Here is a 21,897-nt window from a genome sequence, read left to right as displayed (position 1 = left end):
GTTTATTTCTCCGCTCGATAATAAGGTGCGTCCAGGTTGCGGGCGTTGATTAACTCGGCAACAATCCCCTGTTTGTTGAGCTCGGCTTCAATGGCCTGAACCGCGGCCAGTTTCACTTCGAAGCGCGAAAGATCACTGCCGATGAAAATGTCACAGCCGGAGGGAGCCTCCCAGCCGAGTCCTTCTGAGGGAAGGTAAACGAGGGGAGTGCCAGCCGGAAGGTGCGCGGCCAGTCTCTGGGCAGTTTCGAGGATGGATGGATCGAGCCGTGCCGGGCCAACAGCCACGGGTTTGGCAAGCGTTCCACTGCCGTTGGTTTGCCTGGTTTCAGCTGTTGCATCTTCAGCTCCAGGTTGATTCTCAGCCTGGGGAAGGTTCACAGGAGGAGGCTCCGGGGAACTGATCGTTACCAGGCCGTCTATAGATCCAGAGGCAGGAAAGACCACGCCACTGGCATCGATCCATTGCACCTTATCGCCCTGACGCCAGGCCAGGATGGGCTGGCGTTCTTTGAGCTGGATGGTAACCGTAGCAGGCAGGGCAACTTTCACCTCGACCATTTCCAGCCCGGGGAAGTGCGAGCTGATCGCTTCTCTGACTTCGCCAGGGTTGACTTCAATAATGGACAGATTTTCGAGATGGGTCACTGCCTGAATTTCGGTAGGCGCCAGGCGCTCTAATCCCACGATGTTGACGGCTCCCAGGCGGAAGAAAGGCGAGAAGGCCAGAGAAAGAAAGCCAATGCCTGCCAGGATGGCAATGGCTGCTGAAAGCAATCTCCATCCGGGATGAAAGACTGGCATTGCTGGAAGCCGAAGCTCTGCCCCGGTTGTGTTCAGGGCAACGTAGTACGTGCGCCGTGGATTGGATGTGGCCACCTGGCGGTGAATGGGTGTGCCGAAAGTGGTATTTCGAACCACCACCGGGCGAGAGGGTAATGGGGTGGTCGCGGTTGCTCTGCGGGTTCGTCCAGAAACGCCCGGTGTGGCGGGAATGCGCTTTTGCTCCTGTTCGAGACGCCGCCGCCGTAGTTCTTCAGCACGACTGGTGGTTGTGTTGGTATTGCGCGTCATGATCCCCTCCTGAACACCCGCTCTGTGCGGTCACGTTCGGCTTTCCGTTCAAGAGCAAGGGCGATCAGCCGATCGACCAGCGTACCGTAAGGAAGGCCGCTGGCTTCCCATAACTTGGGATACATACTGATTTGCGTGAAACCAGGGATGGTATTAATCTCACTGATCCAAATTTCTCCGGTTTGCCCGTCCATGAGGAAATCTACGCGAGCCAGACCAGCACAGTCAATGGCCTGGTACGCACGCACGGCCAGTTCTTGCACATGAGAGGTGGTCTCTTCAGGAAGAGGGGCCGGGATGAGCAATTCAGAGGTCTCCATCAGGTATTTGGCTTCATAACTGTAAAACTCATCGCCCGGGCGAATTTCTCCCGGGACAGAGGCGACCGGTGTGTCGTTCCCAAGGACGGCAACCTCAATTTCACGTGCGTGGTTGACCCCACGCTCAACAATCACGCGCCGATCGAACCGGGCGGCCTCCAGTAACCCTTCGTGGAGGTCAGCCCGTCCTCTGCAACGAGTGATCCCGACCGACGATCCCAGATTGGCAGGTTTGGTGAACAGGGGATATCCCATGGCTTCAACGCGGGTGATGACGTCCTGAATGTTCTCCTCAATGTCCCGTCGAAGCACCAGGATCGAATCGACCACTGGCAGGTTATTGGCGCGCATCACATCTTTAAAAAGCGCTTTATCCATCCCCACAGCAGAGCCAAGCACCCCGGCCCCCACATAAGCAACATCGGCCATTTCAAGTAACCCCTGGAGGGTACCATCTTCACCAAAAGTACCGTGTAAAACGGGGAAGATAACATCCAGTTCGGTGACAGCTTCTAAGGTTTGTTGTTTAAGGGCATAGAGGACAGCCTGTCCTGGCTGGGGAATCAAGACTGCGGGGGTGAGGTGCTCCGTTTGGCCTGATTTTAAAGCCGACCATACATCCTCTCCAGTCACCCATGCTCCCTGACGGGTAATCCCGACCTGAAAGACCTCATATTTTTCCGGATCGAGTACTTTCAGGACAGAATGGGATGACATGAGAGAGACGTCGTGTTCTCCAGAACGTCCACCGAAGATTACTCCCACTCGCAGTTTCTTTTGCATCGTTGTCTCCATCAATGTTGTTCCTGGCCTGTCAGGGCCGGCCAGTGCCCGACCAAGATTACTTCCAGCTCCAGAGCAATTCCAAACTGTTCTTTTACTTTCCGATAAGCCGTAGTAATTAATTCTCCGATCTGTGCGGCGGTAGCGTGGCCATGGTTGATAAAGAAATTCGCGTGCACCGGGCTGATTTCAGCATCTCCGCTTCGATATCCTTTCAATCCCGCCGCTTCAATTAATCGCCCGGCATAGTCTCCGGGAGGGTTCTTAAACATCGACCCCATGCTTGCTCCCGGGGGCTGGGTACTGCGCCGTCGTCTGGAAAATTCATCCATGCGGGCCTGAATCTCAACCGGGTCTCCATGGCTTAATTTCAGTGTGGCGGAGAGGATAACTGCTTTCCCGGTGGCTGATTTCAGAGCACTGCTGCGGTAGCCATAGGCCATGCGTTCGACCGGCCAGACCTCTTTCCCGTGTGGGTGCAAGATTTCTGCCAGTAAAAGATTCCCCGCCATATCGCCCCCGTGAGCTCCGGCATTGCCAACCACGGCTCCTCCCACTGTGCCGGGGATGGTGGAAGCCCATTCCAGTCCACTGAGTCCGCGCAGGGCGGCCTGCCGGGCAACTGCGCCCAGGTTTGCGCCTGACTCAGCCCAGAGGGTTGGGGGTTCATGGTGCAGATCAATTTTGACATTCCGGGCACGGTTAATCACCACCACACCAGGGTAGCCTTCGTCACTCACCAGGACGTTTGAGCCGCTGCCGAGAATGAAAAAGGGAATTTCCATTTCCCACAGCATACGTACAGCCAGTTCCAGCTCCGCGGTGGTATGCACCGGCAGCAAGGCGGCCGCTGGCCCGCCTACACGCGCGGTTGTGTAGTTGGCAAGGACTACATTTTCCTGTAATTTCTCGCCAAAGGCGTCACGAAGTCTGGAGAGGTATCGAGGCGGTACCTGGTTCATCATGATCCAATCGGGTTAAATGCTCTGAATCTTCGAAATAATCCGGCTTAACAACTCGCGCTGGTTTTCCGGGGGGTGTTCCACGGCCCGGGCTGGCGTGTTTTGGTTTACCATCGGTTGGGCTGGCCTGGGGTCGGGAGGGACCAGCTGCACCGGCAATGCCTGAAGCTGGCTCTGGTAGGTTCGTTCGAGGTTCTTAGGGTTAGTCATGCGTTTTTTCTCCTGAAACAAAAGCCGAACCATTCTGGTAATGGTGTAAAACCTCGGCACAGACACGGTCAGCATCTCCGGCGGAGAGCACCATAAGTACATCGCCGGGCTGAAGCTCTTGGAAAAGGTATTCGGTAACTTTATCGAGGGTGGGGAGAAAGATTGCCCCGGAATGAAGCATCTGGCTTACCACCTGACTGGCTGAGAAATCTTCCTGAGCCTCGCGGGCGGCATAAACCTCGGTAACAATCACACGGTCTGCGTCGGAGAAGGCGCGGCAGAACTCGTTAAAGAGCGCGCGGGTACGAGAGTAGGTATGGGGCTGCCACACGGCCCAGATGCGCCGCCGGGGGTAGCGAGCCCGGGCCGCAGCAAGGGTGGAACGAATTTCAGTGGGATGGTGGGCGTAATCGTTGATCACCAGAATACCCTTCTCTTCGCCCAGGACTTGAAACCTCCGGTCACTGCCAGAGAAATCATGCAGTGCTTTAGCGGCTTCTTCAGGGTTCATTCCCAGAAAATGGGTGGTTGCGAATGCGGCAAGGGCATTGGCCAGGTTATGTTCACCGGGAATTTGCAGGTCGAGCCTGGCAAGGACGCTACCGCGAAAGAGAATCGTGCCGCTAAACCCGCCCTGTGCATTGGGAGAAGCATCGGCGATGCGGTAATGGGCGGGGGTGTGTAACGCGTAACTGTACGCCTGGACCTGTTCTGGAGCAGAAAATGCCAGTTCAAAGGTTTCGGGGCGGTCGCCGCAGACCAGGAGTGCTCCCCCCTGGCGAATTTGGCCGACAAATTGCTCAAACGCTTCGCGATACGCTTCAAAAGTGGGGAAGCAATCCGGGTGATCGTGTTCCATGTATGTTACAACCGCCACCCAGGGATTGATACCGAGGAACATACGGTCGTATTCATCAGCTTCGATGACAAACCAGTCGCTTTTTCCGGCATGAGCGTTTTTCCCCAGGTTGTGAACCACGCTCCCTACAATGAATGAGGGATCATATCCCAGGGCTGTGAGCACCCAGGCGAGCATGGCGGCGGTGGTGGTTTTCCCGTGTGTGCCGGCCACAGCCAGAACGCGTTTGTCTTTGAGAAGGCGGGGGAGAAAATCGGCACGTTTGAGCACGGGAATGCCTCTGGCTCGGGCAGCAAGGACTTCGGGGTTATCGTCTGGAATGGCTGAGGAGCGAATAACCAGGTCTGCGCCAGTGACATTCTCAGCGGCATGTCCCAGGGCTACCGGAATGCCAGATGCGATGAGCTCCTGTGCAAGTGGGGAAAGGGCACGGTCAGAACCCGAGACACTCACACCTTGCTCCGCAAGGACGCGGGCGATGGCGCTGAGTCCGGTACCGCCGATACCAATGAAATGAACCCTCTCCATATTGCTCTCTGGTTACGCTCCCTTCATAGAAATACCACGATGACAAATGCAAAAGCCAGGGCTACTGCAAAAAACACCGTGGGTGGTTTAAGCCAGACCGGGGGCATACGTTTGAGAAGATCTAATGCTGCCACTCCAGCAGGGGTATTCGGATCGGGCGGGATAATGAATTTCCACGGGTAACCGGCATCGTTCATAAACCACCACAGTGTTCCAATAAAGATATAAGCATTCACCATGCCAAGGATGAAACCCAGTAAATAATCCTGGAGCTTCTCGCGGGCGAAGCGGTTGGTAGAAGCCAACCGCTGTAAGTTGGGTGACTGGTAGCCAAAGAAAACCAGCCCGGTGAGGAGAATAATCCGCAACCAGAAGAGAGTTTCAGGATTCTGCCGCAGGTTCTGGCTAACAAACGGCACATAGGTCTCGATAACGCTCAGGATGAACAAAGCAAGAATACCGCTGAAGGTAACGAGAATTTCTTTCGCCCAACCACGCATGGCGCCGATCAGGCCAAACAAAATGACGAACATCCAGAAAAGGGCATTGAGACCGATCATGGGACGTCTCCGGTGGTTGAACGATGCCGAACCATTTGCTTCACCAGTTCGGCAATTTCATCGGCTGCCCGGGGCCTGGCCAGTGCAGACATCCGATCGCGCATCTGTTGCAGCCGGACATCGTCCTTGAAGAGTTCAGCGACTCGGGGCAGCAACTGCTCTGGCAGAGCCTGATCCTTAACCATCACTGCAGCGCCCTGGTTGACAAGATAGTCGGCATTGACTTTTTGATACCGCCAGGCAAAAGGATAGGGAACAAGGATGGCCGGTAGACCAAACAGGGGGTATTCACCAAGGGTTGAGGCGCCTGCTCTGGAAATAACCAGATCGGCGGCAGTGAGGGCAGCGCCCATTTCATGAAGATAGGGGAGGGGGTGATATCGTGAGACCAGGTCCTCGGGTAGCTGAGCCATGACCTGGCGGGTCTCTTCCCAGTGAGCCTGGCCAGTAAGGTGAACAACTTCGGCGAGCTGGAGCAGGCGGGGGAGTGTGTTCCATACAGCCCGGTTGATTGAGAGAGCACCCTTACTTCCCCCGGCAACCAGGAGCACCTTTGAATCGAGTGAGAGCCCCAGGTGGTTTCGGCCCTGTTCACGATTCCATCCGATCAGGTCAGGGCGAGTGGGGTATCCGGTTACCTGGAGGTGGGCCTTCGTTTTGGAGAAGTAAGCCCGGGAAGGTGACGCAACCAGGGCGATGGTATGGGCGAAACGGGCAAGGGTTTTTAACGCCAGGCCAGGTTCAATGTCTGGAACAAACAGGAGGCTTGGAACCCTCCGAGCGGCGGCCAATGCCATGGGGACGGCTACATACCCGCCTGTGAAGAGAAGCACCTGAGGGCGGAATTGATGGAGAATGCGGCGAGAGGCAATCACACCCCGTGACAGGCGAAGGAGATTACCGGGCAGGGCGCGCAAACCCACTCCGTGCACTCCGGCAGCAGGCACGGCAGTGAAGGGTACTCCAGCGCGTTGAACGAGGTCTGCTTCCATACCACCCTCGCTGCCTACCCAGAGCACCGCTTCTACATCCTTCTCAAGAGCGCGGAGAACGGCCAGGGCGGGATACACGCCGCCACCCGTTCCGCCAGCGCAAATCAACAACCGAAGCAAAGGTATTTCCTCCTTGGGTATTACTTTTCTCAGAGAGTCGTCCAATGTTGAGCAAGATTCCCACCCCGGCCAGCGTAACCACCAGGCTGGAGCCGCCGTAACTGATAAATGGCAACGCATTGCCCGCATGAGGTAAGAGATTGACCATAACGGCCATATTGATAAAAGCCTCCAGCGTGATCCAGATGCTGATCCCGGCGGCCAGGAGTTGCCCCAGAAGGTCTGGGGCCTTGCGGGCAATACTCAGGCCGCGCCAGAGGATCACCAGATAGGCTATCAACAACAACCCACTGCCCAACAATCCGGTCTCTTCGGTTACGATGGCGAAGATAGAGTCGGTGTGAGCCACTGGCAGACCGGTGAACTTGGTACTGGAGTGCCCAATCCCCACTCCAAAGACCCCGCCATTGATGATAGCTTCCAAAGACCGTCGGACGTGGTAGGAGGCATTCAACGGGTTTTGCAACCCGGCCATATAATCGGTCACGCGGGTGCGGCCGGTAGGATAGATATTTATCACCAGCCAGCCCACCAGCACAGCCACCGCAACCACCAGAACGATCTGCCGCCAGGCCCCCCCTGCCAGGAAGAAAAGCAGGCCACCGATGATCATGATCGTAATGGCAGCCGAAAGATCTGGTTGCGCCAGAATCAGAATGGCGGTGATCCCCAGAATGAGACCAAGGGGCAGCAAACCAAGAGAGATGCTGTTCAATACCTCTCGTTTTGAATTGAGCCAGACCGACACATAAATAATCGTGACCAGTTTGGCCAGCTCGGAGGGGCGCACCGAACTTCCGAGGATGGAACGGGTAGATCCAAGGGTGCTTTCACCGAGGAGCATCACGACGAATAATGAACCAATGGTCGCCAGCATCATCCAAACACTTAACTTCCGGTAAAAATGGTAATCAAAGAAAGCAGTGATACCAACGGCAACCATCCCGACCCCGGCCCAGAGGAGTTGTCGAATAAGAAAGTAGTCGGGGGGTTTTTCTGCGAAGACGGCGAACTTTGGGCCTGCGGAGTATACCATCAGCAGACCGAAGAGCGTTAAAGCGACGGCTACCCCGAGCAGGACGAAATCGATGCCCTGGCGTACATTACGAAGCTGTGAAGAGGCTCCGCGCAAGTTCGACTGGTTTACGAAAGTGCTTTCACCCATTGTCTGAACCGCTCCCCGCGTTCTTCGAAATCTTTAAACTCGTCGAAACTGGTACCACCCGGCGAAAACAGCACCACGCTACCGGGCGAAGCCACCTGTGCTGCCGCTCTGACGGCGTCTTCGACGCCGCTACATACCTGGAGGCTGTAAGGCCGGGTGCCTTCCTTCAGAGGCCCAATGGCCCGGCGAATTTTCTCTGCGGCTTCACCAAACACGATCACATGGTCAACACGTTCGTGGATCATCCTGGCCAGATCATCCCATGGAAGGGCTTTGTCGCGCCCACCCAGCATTAATACCACTGGTTCGTGGAATGACCGCAGGGCCGCCAGTGTGCGTTCTGGCGCGGTGGCAATGGAATCGTTATACCAGCGCACCCCTTTCCACTCGCGCACCAGTTCCAGTCGGTGTGCTACGCCCCGAAAACCTTCGATCCCGGCGCGAAGAGCTCCATCGGGAAATTCCGCTGCCAGCCCGATGGCACAGGCGGCCAGCGCATTGAGCAGGTTATGCTCCCCGCGCAATTGATTGACGGTAACAGGAAAGAGTGGTCTCTCCCGGTACCCGTCAGTGGCATAAAAAGTGTCCTCTCGAATAAAGGTTCCTGCCATACCTGCCGATGGAGGCCGGATACCGAAAGTGATCAGCCGTCCCTTAATGTGTGTATGAAGTCCCCAGGCCCCGGCGTCCTCACGGTTGAGTATGGCCACATCTTCTTTGGATTGGAAATGGAGGATGTTCGCCTTGGCGGCGGTATAGGCTTCCATGGTTTGGTGGCGATCGAGATGGTTAGGGGTGATATTTAACACTGCAGCAACCTGAGGTGAACGGGTCATGAGCTCCAGCTGGAAGCTGGAAAGCTCCAGCACTACCAGGTCGTGGGGTTGAATTTCGGTTACGCGGTCAATGAGGGGGGTGCCGATGTTGCCGCCAACCCAGGCACGGCGGGGGGGCTGAAGAGCCGCCTGTGCCATGCGTCCAACGAGGGTGGTGGTGGTGGTTTTTCCGGCTGAGCCGGTGATGCCGATTACCGGGCAGGGTACCTCTTCCATGAAAATTTGCGAATCGTTCGTCAACGGAAGACCACGCTTTTTCGCTTCTACAACCAGGGGAAGAGTCAGTGGCACACCCCCGGAGATGCAGACCCAATCCACCTCATCCAGGAGTTCCAACGGGTGCCCGCCGGTGACCCAACGGATCGGCCATGGCGAAAGTAACTGGCGTTCTTTCTCAAGGGCTTCGGCCGGGCGCTGGTCGTTGAGGATGACATGCGCATGGTGCGTTGCGAGAAAACGCGCCATAGAAAGGCCCTGGCGGGCTGCGCCGAGAATGAGTACTCGTTGGTTCGACCAGTTTCTCATCATCGTTTTATACCAGCGCGAAGGCAATTCCAAGTAAGGCGAAAAGCAGGCCGACCAGCCAGAAGCGTTGCACTACCTGGGTTTCACTCCAACCGAGAAGCTCGAAATGATGGTGGAGTGGTGCCATTTTGAAGAAACGTTTTCCTTTCGTGATACGAAAATACAGAATTTGTATCACCACGCTGACCGCTTCGCTGATGGGAATGATGGCGATGAGCGGCAAGAGCAACCACTGGCCGGTCATCAGGGCGACCACAGCCAGGGTAGCGCCGAGGGGCAATGAACCGGCATCTCCCATGATCAGCTGGGCCGGGTGGACATTAAACCAGAGGAAGCCAAACAGGGCGCCTACCACCGTGAAACAAAATCGTGCCAGGAAGACCTGCCCTTGCATGAGGGCAATGGCGCCATATGCAGCGAAAGCCGTGGCAGAGATGAGACCTGCCAGGCCATCCAGCCCATCCGTGAAATTCACGGCGTTGGAAAGCCCGACGATGATGAAGACGGCGATAGGAAGATAGAGCGGCCCAAGCTCAATGGAACCTTCGACGGGAGGCCAGTAAAGTTCTGGGACGTCGAGGATATACTTCAGAGCAAAGGCCACGCCGACAGCCAGGAGAACCTGGAAAAGAAATTTCGTGCGGGCGCGCATTCCCAGGCCACGCCGTGGGCCGCGAATGCCTTCCCAGTCATCAATGGCCCCCAGAAGGGCGTAGGAAAGCATAACCAATAAGGGGACAAGCACCGAACGCCCCAGCACATTGAGTCCGATCAGAGAAGCAGCGTTCAGCAACCCGGTCAGTAAAACGATGGGTAGAATGAACATTACCCCGCCCATGGTGGGTGTGCCCATTTTTGTGATGTGGCTTTCCGGCCCCTCGACACGGACGATTTTACCGATGCGGAAATGGCGTAGCACGCGCACGAGCGGTCCTCCCCAGATCACAGAGAGCATGAAGCTGAGCATGGAAAGGGCGATGGCGAGGGTTGAGTCGTTCATTCCATTACCTCCAGGGCGGCCACCAGGCGATCCATGCGTAGGCCATGCGAACCTTTAATGAGGGCTACGTCCCCTTCCCGGAGCATGGTGGTGAGCAATTTGGCGGCCTGCATGGTTTCGGGCACCCAGTGAATACGTTCGGGGGGCATGCCTGCCTGGCGTGCAGCCCGGGCGATCATTTTGCTCAATTCTCCCACGGCGATCAATTCGTCGGCTACTTCAGCTGCCAGCACACCTACTTTCTCGTGGCCTTCACGTTCGTAGGGCCCAAGTTCAAGCATGTCACCCAGCACGGCGATGTGCCTGCCGGGGATTTCCCTGAGTAAGTTCAATGAAGAAAGCGTGGATTCAGGGGAGGCATTGTACGTGTCATCGAGGATGAGCGCACCGCTGGCGGTACGCACCGCTACCAGACGAAGTTGAGTCTGGCTCATGGTTAAGCCGCGGATAATCTCGCCCCACGAGAGACCTTCTACCAGCCCAACCGCCGTGGCGCGTAGCACGGTTTGCACGGAATGAAAACCGATCAGGGGAACGCGTACGTGCAGGCTTTCACCCTGGTAATGCATTCGGAAATGAATTCCTTCCAGGCCGAGGCTTTCGACCCGGTCGGCCCATAGATCGGCCGCAGGATCGAGCCCGTAAAAGAGCACCCGTGCGCGAGTTTGATCGGCCATCGCGCGAACCCAGGGGTCGTCAAAGTTGAGGATGGCTGTACCTTCAGGCGCAGGGGGGAGCGCCTGCACAAGTTCGGCCTTTCCGCGGGCGATGGCTTCCTGCGAACCAGCCCGTTCGGCGTGGACGGTTCCCACCAGGGTAACGACCCCAACCTGAGGCCGGGCGATTTCACACAGATGTGCGATCTCCCCGGGAACGTAAAATCCCATTTCCAGCACCACCCGTTGATATCCTGATCCCAGCCGGGTGAGGGTGAGAGGAAGCCCAATTTCATTATTGAGATTACCGGTATTTTTCAGGGTTCGGTAACGCTGGCTGAGTACCTCGGCAATGAGTTCCTTGGTGGTGGATTTTCCAACACTACCGGTTACACCGATGACACGAACCTGATGCCTGGAACGCCAGAAACGCGCGATCTGCTGAAGGGCGGCCAGGGTATCTTTTACCCGCAAACAGAGAGGTTGACCCAGGCGGAGAGCGTCTGGCAGGGTGGTTTCGGGTGAGAGGGTACCGACACTCAGATCAAGGGTGACAAACTGGGAGGGCATTTCGCGTTGAACCAGCGCCAGCACTGCCCCATTCTGGAAAGCCTCGCCCACGAAGAGATGTCCGTCAGTGCGTTCACCGGGGAGGGCCACAAACAGAGCTCCCGGAATGACCTGGCGTGAATCCACCACGGCCTCGCTGATGACCAGGTCAGCCAGGTGCACCCGTTGGCCGGTAAGGGCTTCCAGAATATCGGTCAGTGTCAGCATTCCTTCTCCATTACTGGCCTGCCATCCCCTGACGCACCGAATCGGGGGGGAGGTCCATTAAGATAACCAGGTTCTCCACAATTTCCTTAAAAAGAGGTGCGGCAACCACCGATCCCCAGGGGGAGGTTTGGGGCTGTTCGAGCCAAACATACACGATAAAGCGCGGGTCGTCAACCGGCCCCCAGCCCACGAATGAGGCGTTGGTAGCGCTGTCAAGGTAGCCGCCGGGGCCGGGAATTTCGGCAGTACCCGTTTTACCGGCCACGCGGTACCCATCCACCAGGGCTGCCGAAGATTCTTCCTCCAGAGAGGTAGCCAGCATGTTGGTGAGAGTTTCAGCGGTTTCGGCTGAAATGGGCTTGCCGATGATCTGGGGTGGGTTACTGTATTGTTCACCGTTTTCGATCACAGCTTTCAACACATGTGGAGCCATCATCTTTCCGTGGTTGGCAACAGCTGAAATGGCCGTGATCATCTGAATGGGGGTGGCAGCAATTCCCTGCCCGAAGGAATTGGTGCCCAGGTTAACCTCGTACCAGCCATTATCTCCAGGTACGAGGAAGGGTTGCGAGGCTTCACCGCCCAGGTCGACACCGGTGAGATGGCCGATCCCGAAATTGTTCAGGTAATTGTAGAATTTACTCGGTCCGAGCTGGGTGGCCACCCATGCCAGGCAGACGTTGAGGGAGTGCTGCATACAGCCGATCATATCCTGAGGACCCCATGCTCCTCGGTCCCAGTTGCGGATAGGTACACCCCCTACCATGATGACCCCGGTATCCAGAAACGGTGTGGATGGTTGCACTACACCGGCATCCAGGGCTGCCGCCATGGTGAGTACCTTGAAAACAGAACCAGGTTCGTAAGTGGTGCCGATGGCGCGGTTATAGGCGGTGATCCCCGGGAAGACCTCAGAATATTTCCAGTATTCGTTGGGGTCAAGGCGTGGCGTGACGGCCATGGCAAGAATTTCACCCGTTTCCGGATCCATCACCACAACCACTCCTGATTTGGCCCCACTCGATTCGATGTGTTTATCCAGAATCCGTTCGCTCATGGCCTGGATATCGCGGTCGAGGGTGAGCATCAGGCTGGCACCGGGGGGAACAGAAGGAATCTCGTTCATCTTATATGGATCCAGGGCTACCTCTACCTCAACCGGGGTGCCGGCCAGCAGTTGATTGTACTTTTCTTCTACCCCAAAGTAGCCGCGGGCCGTTTCACGCTCGCGATAAGCATAAAAACCAATGACGTTTGACCCAAGCGTATGCTCGGGATAGCTGCGTTTGAGCATGGGTGTCCAGATCAAACCGTCGAGATTGGGCATGACCGTGTTGCGCCGGCGAGAGGAAGCCTCTTCTCGCTGGCGATTAAGCTGTTTCTCGATGCTGTCCAGCTGGTCAATCTTTTCAGGGTCGATAAAATCGGCCAGTTTGACATACCGTGGAAGGTCGGAATCCCAGGGTTCGCTCACGCTGTCGTAAACGGTGTTGTAATCCAGACCCACCACCTGGGCAAGGGTAGCTGCAATGGTCTGGGGATCGCTGACGAAGCGCAGGTCAACCCCGATCTCATACGTTTCTACGTTACCGGCCAGCAGGTGGCCCCAGCGATCGTAGATGTTTCCACGCTCCGGGTAGATGGTTTTCCGGTAGGTTTCGTAGGTTGATCCGATTTTTCGGAAGACCTCAGCCTGCGGACTGAGGTTGATGCGGATCATCCAGAAGAAAATGAACAGGCCTACCGCGCTCAGCAGGCCTCCAACGAACCAGAATCGAAAGAAGGAAGCCTGCCTCATTGGGTAAATCCTCCGGTTTGCTCACTCATACGGATGATTCCCTGGAAGAGCCATTCGGAGAGAGATTGGGTGTAGCTGGGTTTGATCAGAACCCGCTGAGAAGGTGGGCTGGGGGGTGGAGCGATGATCTGGGGTTGTTTCCCGGTGTACCCCGGGATCACCACATAAGTGATTTCGTCCGGGTTGGCCTGCCTGAATCCCAGGTTACGTGCACGTTCCAGCATGGCTTCGGCAGATGTCTGGATGGCAATGTTGGTCCGGAGACTGGCGATTTCTCGCACCAGTTTTTCTTTTTCATTCTCAAGGCTCTGGATCTCAAGGCCGGCTGAGGCTGCCTGGACGGTCACGGTAAGCATGACCCACAGGATGGAGGCGGTGAGGAGCGCCAGTATCAGGAAAAGCACGCCTACCTGGGTGGCTCGTCTCCAGGGGGCTTGCCGGTAGGCCTGATGAATGGGGTTCCTGATAGTCACGATATCTCCTTCAAGAAAGCAGTTTTCTTTTCAATCCTGTGCAACACTCATGCCAGTCGGTAATTTTTCGGCTACCCGTAATTTTGCGCTGCGTGCCCGTGGGTTTTGCGCGATTTCTTCCTCCCCCGGTTCGATGGGGTGACGGGTAATTTCACGGATACTCGCTTGATGCTCGCAGGTGCAAACCGGTTGATCGGGTGGGCAAATGCAATCCCGGCTTTCCCGTCGGAAGAACTGCTTGACCAGACGATCCTCCAGGGAATGAAAGCTGATCACGGCCAGTCTACCACCCGGGGCCAGCACACTCACTGCCTGAGGCAGGGCGGCTTCGAGGGTTTGGAGCTCTTCGTTGACGGCAATACGTAAGGCTTGAAAGGTGCGGGTGGCAGGATGAATATGGCTTCTCTGTCCTTTGCAGGCACGAACGATCACTTCAGCCAGTTCCTGCGTTGTACGAAGAGGACGTGCCTGAACAATGGCGTGTGCAATGCGTCTGGCGAGGTGCTCTTCACCGTACTTCCAGATCAACGCTGCAAGCTCTCGCTCGGGTAGCTCATTCACCAGTAATGCCGCTGTAATGCTCCCCTCTGGCCCAAAGCGCATGTCCAGTGGGCCTTCAGCCTGAAAGGAGAAACCTCGTTGGGGGGTGTCCAGTTGCATGGATGAGACTCCGAGGTCGAAGACGATGCCATCCACAGAGGGCCAGCCCAGCCTGTCCAGCTCTTCTTTCAGGTGAAGATAGGAGCTTTGCCTGAGAAAAACCCGCCCGCCAAAGCGGGCGAGGCGATTCCGGGCGATTTCCAGAGCGTGGGGGTCAAGGTCAAAACCCAGCAGTTTACCATCCGGGTTGGAGGCCTCGAGGATGCCCTCTGCATGCCCCCCTGCCCCCAGGGTGGCATCGACGTAATGCCCCGCAGGGTGCGGATTCAAAGCGAGTATAATTTCCTGGTAAAGTACTGATCGATGGGGTGGGTTGGTTCCACTTTGAGGCTTATCCATCGAGATTAACCAATGGGCAGGCTGAAGGCCGCAAAGCGATGCTCATTGATTTCGGGATTCTGGAGCACCTCTTTTTGCTTCTGCCATTCGTCACGAGACCAGATTTCGAAGTAATCGCCGTTGCCGACTACCACGATTTGAACGGTGAGTTGGGCATATTCCCGTTGATATTGCGGGATCAGTATTCGCCCCTGTTTATCCAGTTCAAAGCGTTCAGCGCTGGAGAGGATCAGGCGTTTAAGCGAACGGGCATCAGGATCGGTCAGACTCATTTTATTGATGTAGGAGTAAACGTGCTCAAACAGCGCCGGGGTGAGCACCATGAGGTTGCGATCGAAACCCTGGGTGAGGTAAAAACCTTCCCTCAAAAATTCCCGGTAACGGGAGGGAACAGTCAGACGCCCTTTCTCATCCAGAGTGTGCTCAAAACGCCCAAGGAACATCCGTTCTACCTTTCGTGGATAGGGCGAACGCCGGGCAACCCCGGCGCTCGTACCACAATCTCCCACTTCCATCCACTTATGCCCACAGTATATACGAAAAATAAAGCAGATGCAAGCATTTTTGACACTTTTAACGAATTTGCAAGGAACAAGGAGCTATTCAATGATTAACTATCGGGATCTTTTCGTTGGTTCTGATACGCGTGTCCCACTTTTAGATGGGAGTGAACGGGTGTATACCAATCTCGATAATGCCGCTTCCACCCCGGCTTTGAAGGCGGTGGAGGCGGTGGTTTCTCGTTTTTTGCAGTATTATGCGAGCGTTCATCGAGGAACAGGGTTCAAGAGTCAACTTTCAACCCATGCTTTTGAATCCGCGCGGCATACGGTGATGGATTTTGTGGGCGCGCATGCATCTACTCACACCTGTATCTTTGGGAAAAACACCACCGAGATGATCAATCGCCTGGCGCTTCGGTTTCCGTTCCAGCCAGAACGCGATGTGGTTCTGGTCAGCCTGATGGAACATCATTCCAATGACCTGCCCTGGAGAGGGGTTGCCAGAGTGATTCATTGTGGCTTGTTGCCCGATGGACGCCTGGATGAGGCGCAATTTGACAGGCTTCTCGATCATTATGGAGACCGTCTGGCGCTTGTGGCAATCAGCGGAGCGAGCAATGTCACCGGCTACATCAATCCGGTGCACCGCCTGGCTGAGAAAGCCCACGCCGTGGGAGCGCAGATCATGGTGGATTGTGCCCAGCTGGCACCCCACCGACGGGTTCGGATGGGTGATCTTCAGGATGCTCAACATCTGGACTATGTGGTGCTCTCAGCGCACAAAATGTATGCTCCTTTTGGCACGGGAGCGCTGATCGGCAGAAGAGATCTTTTCGAGCAGGGTGAGCCAGATCATCGGGGTGGGGGTCAGGTGGAATTTGTTACGGTGGATGAGGTGGCGTGGACGGGCGCCCCGGAGAGAGACGAAGCAGGTAGCCCTAACACGGTGGGAGCTGTGGCTTTGGCGGCGGCGATCACTCAACTGGAGGAAATTGGCATGGAGGCTGTGGCGGCCCATGAGGCTGAACTGACCGCGTATGCATTGGAGCAATTAGGCAGGGTACCCGGGTTACGTCTGTTTGGCGATACCGATCCCACTCGCGCCTCGGAACGGGTAGGGGTGATCCCTATGCAGGTTGAGGGCGTTTCTCATTTTCTGGTGGCCGCCATTCTTGGGTATGAATTTGGCATCGGGGTTCGAGCCGGATGTTTCTGTGCGCATCCTTATTTGCTTCATCTCTTAAGGGTAGACGAGATGCAGGCACGCAGGGTGCGTGAAGAAATTCTCTCAGGCAGGCGCGAGTCCATGCCTGGCATGGTGCGAGCTTCTTTCGGATTGATGAACACCCGTGAGGATGTGGACTGGCTGGTGGAATCTCTCCATCGTATCCGCCGGGGAGAATACCGCGGGCGGTATATCCAGGACCCGGCAACCGGTGAGTTCTTCCCCGAAGGGTGGAAGGGCAATTACGAAGATTATTTCACTTTTAAACACATGGGTGAGAAGCACAGCGCGGGTTAATACACGAATTCGCGAATATCATAACGGCTGATATGAGGCACACCACGCACAGGGTCGAACTGAAGCCCCTGTTCGATTTGTTGCCCTTGAGTCAGCCGTTCTTCTGGCGAAAGGGGTTGGAGAGCGGCGGCGTGAGCATCGCGGGTATACTCCAGCCCTTCGCTTTCAATCAGTTCTGAGAAATAGAGCAGGTCGTCTGCGTCTAAGTTCATTCGATTGAGCACAGCAATAGTATCTGAGACATGATCAGCGGAAAAACGATGCCCGCCTGCGCCCAGCAGGACAATCACACCCACAGAAACGCCGGCTTCTTTCATCGCGTGGACGGCTTGAATCGCATCAGCGGCTTTACCGGGTTTCCTTAAAAACTGTAACAGGGGATCGTGTCCGGATTCGAGACCGATATAGACGCGTTTCAGCCCAAATTGTGATAAAGCTGCGTACTCTCTGGCTGACTTTTTATCGCCTGAAAATCCATCGAGAAAGGCGTATAGACCGCCCAGCAGCTCAACATCGAAATGTTGGTGCACAATCTCGAGCAGGGGAAAAAGGCGTGGGGTGGGAATGACCAGAGCGTTGGCATCTCCCAGAAAGAGAGTTCGTCGGAGAGAAAGTCCCCGGCCGAGGAAATCTTTCACCGCCTGGATGTGGGCGCGAAATTCATCCGGTGATTTGATGCGGAAACGGCGATCTTTATAAAACGTACAAAACGTGCAGGTGTTGAATGAACAACCCTCAGCGACCTGCAGCACGACGGCCATATACTGGTCCGGGGGAAGAATACCCACTGGCTGGTACACCTGATGGTATCGCTGTACGTCGGCAGCATATCGAGATGAATCGAAATCGGTGGCCTTTTCAAGAATGCTCCAGCCGGGGGAATCGAGCCCGGGATGAAGGCAGAGCGCTCCGCTTTTCAGATCGGCCAGTAACTCTGATGCAGTCTTCCGGGCGTTTTCCTGGACGGATTCAGTTTCGGATGGTGATAGCCAACGGCGTTCACGCTGATCGTGCCCTGTTTGCCATTTAGCAACGATTTTTCCATTCAGCCCGCGGCGGTAAGAGATGCCTGCAAGCATCGCCGTCCAGAGACGACCCTCTCCGTCGAACGAGAAAACTGTTGAAGTACCCGCTCTCTGAAGGGAAAGGGTAAGACAATTGGGCTTGGTGGACAGAGTGAGGGTTTGCCCACGCCAGGAAGAGAGAATGACCATGCCAAAACCATCCTGAGGAAAGAGGGCCTGGCGGAGAGTTCAACACCAGGCCCTGCTTCATCTGTTTATTGGCCGTATTCGTGGGTGTACCGATAATGAAGTTTTTCCACCATTTCTGGGGGAATCTCAGCCGGTTGTCCAAGTTGCCTGGCCAGCCAGATGGTTCGAGCCACATCTTCCACCATGACTGCAGCCTTGACGGCAGCTTTTCCACTCGAACCGATGGTGAATACGCCATGGTTTTTGAGCAGGCAGGCTACCGACTGGCCGATATTTTCTACCACGAGCTTTCCAATGTCTTCACCGCCAATCAACCCGAAGCCCGCACAAGGGATGGGTCCGCCAAACTCGTCGGCCTGGGCAGTCAGGTAGACAGGGATCGGCTCCCCAATGGCGGCAAAAGCCGTGGCATAGGGAGAATGGGTGTGAACAACGCCGAAGACATCGGGCCGGTGGCGGTAGATGTAGAGGTGGCTGGCGGTGTCGGAAGAAGGTTTGAGATCACCTTCGATGACCTTACCATTTACATCGAGGACGATGAAGTGCTCAGGTCGCAGATCTTCATACATGATGCCCGAAGGTTTGATCACCACCAGGCCGGTCTCTCGATCGCGGATGCTGACATTGCCGCTTGTCCAGGTGACCAGATGACTGGCAGGGAGAATGAGATGAAGCTTGAGTAATTCGTTTCGAATGGATTCGAGCATGGTTTAAACTCCCGGGTAAAAGATGCTTCTGCAGCGCCTGCGGTCTGGAGGGGACACGGCAGAAGGATATGAATCAAGGGTTTATTCTTGAGCGCGTACTTCCATTTTGAGGGCTTTCAATCGTTTCATGACCTCATTGGCGCCTCTACCGAAATAATCATGCAGGGTAAGGTACTCTTTGTAAAGACGATTGTAGAGGGTAGTATTTTCTGGAATTGGACGGTACACCTCATCGCGCAGGTGAGCCATTCTCTGGCTGGCCTCGTAGATTGAGTCATACCCTCCGACCGCTTTACCGGCGGCAACCGCCCCAAACATCGCTGAGCCAAGGGCCGGGGTCTGTTTGGCGGCTGCTATTCGGATTTCCTTGCCGGTGATATCGGAATAAATTTGCATCAGGAGGGGATTGCGGTCGGGCAGGCCACCTGTGGCGATCAGTTCATGGACTGTTACTCCGTGTTGAACGAATGTCTCGATAATCAGGCGGGTGCCGTAAGCGGTTGCTTCAATCAAAGCGCGATAGATTTCCTCTGGCCGGGTGTGGAGCGTCATACCGAGAATGAAACCGGTGAGGTCTACATCGACCAATACGGAACGGTTGCCGTTCCACCAGTCAAGGGCAAGCAGGCCGCTCTCACCGGGTTTCTGGCGGGCTGCTTTTTCTTCAAGCAGAGCGTGAATATCGATACCGCGATTGCGGGCTTCCTGGTGGTACGCTTCGGGAACGCAATGTTTCACAAACCATGCGAAAAGATCGCCCACACAGGACTGGCCCGCTTCATACCCGATAAACCCGGGGATGATACCGTCTTCCACATAACCACAAATGCCCGGAATGGCCTTTTCTTTTTTACTCAGCACCATGTGGCAAATGGAAGTTCCCATGATCATCACCATTCTTCCGGGTTCGATCACCGTTGACGCCGGTACAGAGACGTGGGCATCCACATTGCCAACCGCGACGGCCGTTCCAGGTTTGAGGCCGGTCCAGGAAGCAGCCTGCGGGGTAAGGAAACCGGCACATTGACCCAGAGGGGCCACTTCGCGGCTCATTTTCTGCTCCAAAACAGGTTCCAGCCGTGGGTCAAGTGCTTTAAAAAATTCATCAGGAGGGAAACCCTGGCGCTTTGACCAGAGGGCTTTATAACCCGCGGCGCAGGAGTTGCGTTTTTCTACGCCTGTCAGTTGCCAGACGATCCAGTCAGCTGCCTCGATGAGCCGTTCGGCGGCAACATACACTTCCGGATCTTCGTTAAGGATTTGCCAGGCTTTTGGGAAAAACCACTCGGAGCTGATCTTACCGCCGTAACGGTCGAGAAAGGAATATCCTTGATCCCGGGCGATTTGAGTGAGGATATTGGCTTCAGGTTGAGCCGCATGGTGTTTCCAGAGTTTCACCCAGGCGTGAGGTCGATTGCGGAAGGCCGGTAAGAAGCAAAGCGGCGTACCATCTTTAAGCGTGGGGAGCATGGTACAGGCGGTAAAGTCAATCCCTATCCCGATGACATCTTCAGGTTTGACACCGCTTTCTTTAAGAAGGGCGGGGATGGTTTGTTTCAGGGTCTGGATATAATCCCCGGGATCTTGAAGTGCCCAGTCAGGTTCGAGCCGAAAATTCATGCCAGGGAGTTGTTCATCGATGACCCCGTTGGCATAAGGGTGCACCGCTGTGGCAATCTCGGTTCCATCTGAAACATCCACTAGAACGGCGCGTCCCAATTCTGTGCCGAAGTCAATACCTATGGTGAATTTTCTCCCTGGCATGACACCTGTTACCTCATAATTTCGAATTGGGAGGATGAAAAGATCATCCTCCCAATAGATTACCCGGAGACCGGCTTACCCTTTATGATGATAAACACTCCATCCAAGATACTTGGTGAAGGCTTCATTAACGGCGTCAGCAACAAGTGCCGGGTTTACCGCCACATGGTGCTCGAACCCGTTTTCGCAGATGTATGCCAGAAGTTTCTGGAAGTTCGGAATTTGAACTACGCCGTAACCGCCGAAAGTTTTCAGAGTGTCATCGGTAAGGTGGCCTTCGCCGAGGTAGGCGAGAATGCGCCCGTTGTAGTCGTCCGTAGAGACCCGGCAATAGGTGAAAGGCACGGCTTTAAGTCTTCCAACGATGGTGCCGAAGGTGCTCTCTTTACCCACTGTACCGGCAATAATGGCCTGATAATCCATACGAGGGGCATCTTCAACCGATACGCTCGATTCAAGGAAGAGATCTTTGGGCAAATTGGAGCAGTGGAAAATAACACCTTTGTCAGGATCATCCCCGTAATTGTTGTTCCAGTCCACAATGGCGGAGGGTTTCCCGGAGGCAAGTGCCAGGGCAAGCATGCCCACCACGCCGGCGATGTCTGTCTCACAGGCTGAGGGCACCAGGTTATTGCTCATCATCGACATCAGGGTGCAGGGCACTACACCGTAAAATTCTTCCATGGCCGTCCAGCATTGGAGGGCAGAGGCGACGAGTTGATTTTCAGCCATCCAGTCATCAATGACCACACCCAGTTTGGCCATGCGTACCAGTGCTTCTGAAGGGGTGTTACCGGCGGGCACGTATGCCTGCATGGCTTCCAGTTTGGCTTTCAGTTTTGGAGAATCCGATTTAATGCGAGAAGCGCGGCCAAACACTTCGGACAAATCCAGGGTGTCTACACTGATCCCGGCGCGTTCCAACAGTTTTTCACTGTAGCGCACGGTGTTGAAGGCGGCTGGCCGTGCGCCGATGGCTCCCAGGCGTGCACCTCGCAGGCCGCGAACGACCCGGCAAACAGCGGCGAAACGGCGCAGATCGTTGCGGAAGCTTTCGCTTTCGGGATCGACGGTGTGCAGAGTGGTGAGGCTGAATTTGATACCGTATTGGGTCAAATTGTTACAGGTAGACATCTTCCCGCAGAATGAATCCCGGCGGTCAGCGATTGTCATGCGGGTGATATCGTCGGGGAATGCATGAACCAGCACGGGTACGTCCAGACCAGACCAGCGCAGGGCGTTGGCAATGGCGCGCTCCTCACCGAAGTTGGGAAGGGTGATCAGCACGCCATCAATCTCATCACGATGCTGTTTGAACAAATCTGCGCACTGTTGGGCATCCTGGATAGTGACGATAGAACCGGCAGCTTTGGTGGCATTTTCATCGAGGATGACGGTGCGGAACCCTTCCGCTTCGAGCACCTTAAGAATGGTCTTGCGGCCGGTGACACAGAGGTGATCGGGAAAGAAGCCGCGGTTTCCAAGGATTACACCAAGGGTTACAGGTTTCATGGTCAACACTCCTTCTGAAAAATAAATGGATTGAAAATC

Annotated in this window: 20 protein-coding genes; 1 reads left to right on the top strand and 19 read right to left on the bottom strand. The window is 55.5% G+C overall.

Going from position 1 to position 21,897, the window contains the following annotated elements:
* Positions 1–2 precede the first annotated feature (2 nt).
* Genes ATHL_RS09715 through mraZ form a run of 15 tightly spaced genes read right to left on the bottom strand, consistent with a single transcriptional unit; the run spans position 3 to position 15,151 of the window.
* A complete protein-coding gene (locus ATHL_RS09715) occupies positions 3–1,073 on the bottom strand; it encodes a cell division protein FtsQ/DivIB (RefSeq protein ID WP_062192819.1) in 1,071 nt (356 codons plus the stop codon).
* Positions 1,070–2,176 (bottom strand): D-alanine--D-alanine ligase family protein, encoded by a 1,107-nt coding sequence (locus ATHL_RS09710; protein ID WP_062192816.1) that lies wholly within the window; start codon positions 2,174–2,176, stop codon positions 1,070–1,072. The genes ATHL_RS09715 and ATHL_RS09710 overlap by 4 nt, the downstream gene beginning before the upstream one ends.
* Positions 2,177–2,187: 11 nt before the next feature.
* Positions 2,188–3,141, bottom strand: a complete 954-nt coding sequence (murB, locus tag ATHL_RS09705) for a UDP-N-acetylmuramate dehydrogenase (protein ID WP_084001332.1) — start codon at positions 3,139–3,141, stop codon at positions 2,188–2,190.
* A gap of 12 nt (positions 3,142–3,153) precedes the next feature.
* Positions 3,154–3,348 (bottom strand): hypothetical protein, encoded by a 195-nt coding sequence (locus tag ATHL_RS09700; protein WP_062192811.1) that lies wholly within the window; start codon positions 3,346–3,348, stop codon positions 3,154–3,156.
* Entirely contained in the window at positions 3,341–4,735 is a 1,395-nt protein-coding gene (gene murC / locus ATHL_RS09695; protein ID WP_062192808.1) for a UDP-N-acetylmuramate--L-alanine ligase, read from the bottom strand. The genes ATHL_RS09700 and murC overlap by 8 nt, the downstream gene beginning before the upstream one ends.
* Positions 4,736–4,758: 23 nt before the next feature.
* Positions 4,759–5,295, bottom strand: a complete 537-nt coding sequence (locus ATHL_RS09690) for a CvpA family protein (protein WP_062192806.1) — start codon at positions 5,293–5,295, stop codon at positions 4,759–4,761.
* Complete coding sequence (gene murG / locus ATHL_RS09685) at positions 5,292–6,407, bottom strand: undecaprenyldiphospho-muramoylpentapeptide beta-N-acetylglucosaminyltransferase (protein ID WP_162787664.1); 1,116 nt, start codon at positions 6,405–6,407, stop codon at positions 5,292–5,294. The genes ATHL_RS09690 and murG overlap by 4 nt, the downstream gene beginning before the upstream one ends.
* On the bottom strand, positions 6,331–7,572 hold the full coding sequence (locus ATHL_RS09680) for an FtsW/RodA/SpoVE family cell cycle protein (protein WP_062192801.1): 1,242 nt from the start codon (positions 7,570–7,572) through the stop codon (positions 6,331–6,333). Before ATHL_RS09680 ends, murG begins: the two co-directional genes overlap by 77 nt.
* Entirely contained in the window at positions 7,551–8,936 is a 1,386-nt protein-coding gene (murD, locus tag ATHL_RS09675; protein ID WP_062192798.1) for a UDP-N-acetylmuramoyl-L-alanine--D-glutamate ligase, read from the bottom strand. The genes ATHL_RS09680 and murD overlap by 22 nt, the downstream gene beginning before the upstream one ends.
* 4 nt (positions 8,937–8,940) lie before the next feature.
* A complete protein-coding gene (gene mraY / locus ATHL_RS09670; protein WP_062192795.1) occupies positions 8,941–9,933 on the bottom strand; it encodes a phospho-N-acetylmuramoyl-pentapeptide-transferase in 993 nt (330 codons plus the stop codon).
* A complete protein-coding gene (locus ATHL_RS09665; protein ID WP_062192793.1) occupies positions 9,930–11,366 on the bottom strand; it encodes a UDP-N-acetylmuramoyl-tripeptide--D-alanyl-D-alanine ligase in 1,437 nt (478 codons plus the stop codon). The genes mraY and ATHL_RS09665 overlap by 4 nt, the downstream gene beginning before the upstream one ends.
* Before the next feature lie 10 nt (positions 11,367–11,376).
* Entirely contained in the window at positions 11,377–13,164 is a 1,788-nt protein-coding gene (locus ATHL_RS09660) for a peptidoglycan D,D-transpeptidase FtsI family protein (RefSeq protein ID WP_062192790.1), read from the bottom strand.
* Entirely contained in the window at positions 13,161–13,637 is a 477-nt protein-coding gene (locus ATHL_RS09655; RefSeq protein ID WP_062192787.1) for a hypothetical protein, read from the bottom strand. Before ATHL_RS09655 ends, ATHL_RS09660 begins: the two co-directional genes overlap by 4 nt.
* Positions 13,638–13,667: 30 nt before the next feature.
* Complete coding sequence (rsmH, locus tag ATHL_RS09650; protein ID WP_062192784.1) at positions 13,668–14,636, bottom strand: 16S rRNA (cytosine(1402)-N(4))-methyltransferase RsmH; 969 nt, start codon at positions 14,634–14,636, stop codon at positions 13,668–13,670.
* 5 nt (positions 14,637–14,641) lie between these two features.
* Positions 14,642–15,151 carry a division/cell wall cluster transcriptional repressor MraZ gene (gene mraZ / locus ATHL_RS09645; RefSeq protein ID WP_084001330.1) on the bottom strand — a complete coding sequence of 170 codons (510 nt, stop codon included), beginning with the start codon at positions 15,149–15,151 and terminating at the stop codon, positions 14,642–14,644.
* A 91-nt stretch (positions 15,152–15,242) separates the two neighbouring features.
* On the opposite strand from mraZ, the gene ATHL_RS09640 reads away from it, so the two are divergent.
* Complete coding sequence (locus tag ATHL_RS09640; protein WP_062192779.1) at positions 15,243–16,661, top strand: aminotransferase class V-fold PLP-dependent enzyme; 1,419 nt, start codon at positions 15,243–15,245, stop codon at positions 16,659–16,661.
* Here the strand turns inward: ATHL_RS09640 and ATHL_RS09635 are convergent.
* From ATHL_RS09635 to ATHL_RS09620, 4 genes are all read right to left on the bottom strand, one after another.
* A complete protein-coding gene (locus ATHL_RS09635; RefSeq protein WP_062192776.1) occupies positions 16,658–17,875 on the bottom strand; it encodes a radical SAM protein in 1,218 nt (405 codons plus the stop codon). The genes ATHL_RS09640 and ATHL_RS09635 overlap by 4 nt on opposite strands.
* 65 nt (positions 17,876–17,940) lie before the next feature.
* Positions 17,941–18,582 (bottom strand): L-ribulose-5-phosphate 4-epimerase, encoded by a 642-nt coding sequence (locus ATHL_RS09630; RefSeq protein ID WP_062192773.1) that lies wholly within the window; start codon positions 18,580–18,582, stop codon positions 17,941–17,943.
* Between the two features lie 81 nt (positions 18,583–18,663).
* Positions 18,664–20,346 carry a ribulokinase gene (locus ATHL_RS09625; protein WP_062192771.1) on the bottom strand — a complete coding sequence of 561 codons (1,683 nt, stop codon included), beginning with the start codon at positions 20,344–20,346 and terminating at the stop codon, positions 18,664–18,666.
* Positions 20,347–20,421: 75 nt separating this feature from the next.
* The gene (locus tag ATHL_RS09620; protein WP_062192768.1) at positions 20,422–21,858 is read right to left on the bottom strand and encodes an L-fucose/L-arabinose isomerase family protein; all 1,437 of its coding nucleotides are present in this window, start codon (positions 21,856–21,858) and stop codon (positions 20,422–20,424) included.
* Positions 21,859–21,897 lie beyond the last annotated feature (39 nt).

The sequence above is a fragment of the Anaerolinea thermolimosa genome, from assembly GCF_001050195.2.
Taxonomy (GTDB): domain Bacteria; phylum Chloroflexota; class Anaerolineae; order Anaerolineales; family Anaerolineaceae; genus Anaerolinea; species Anaerolinea thermolimosa.
This window is presented reverse-complemented; position numbering and strand designations above follow the sequence as displayed.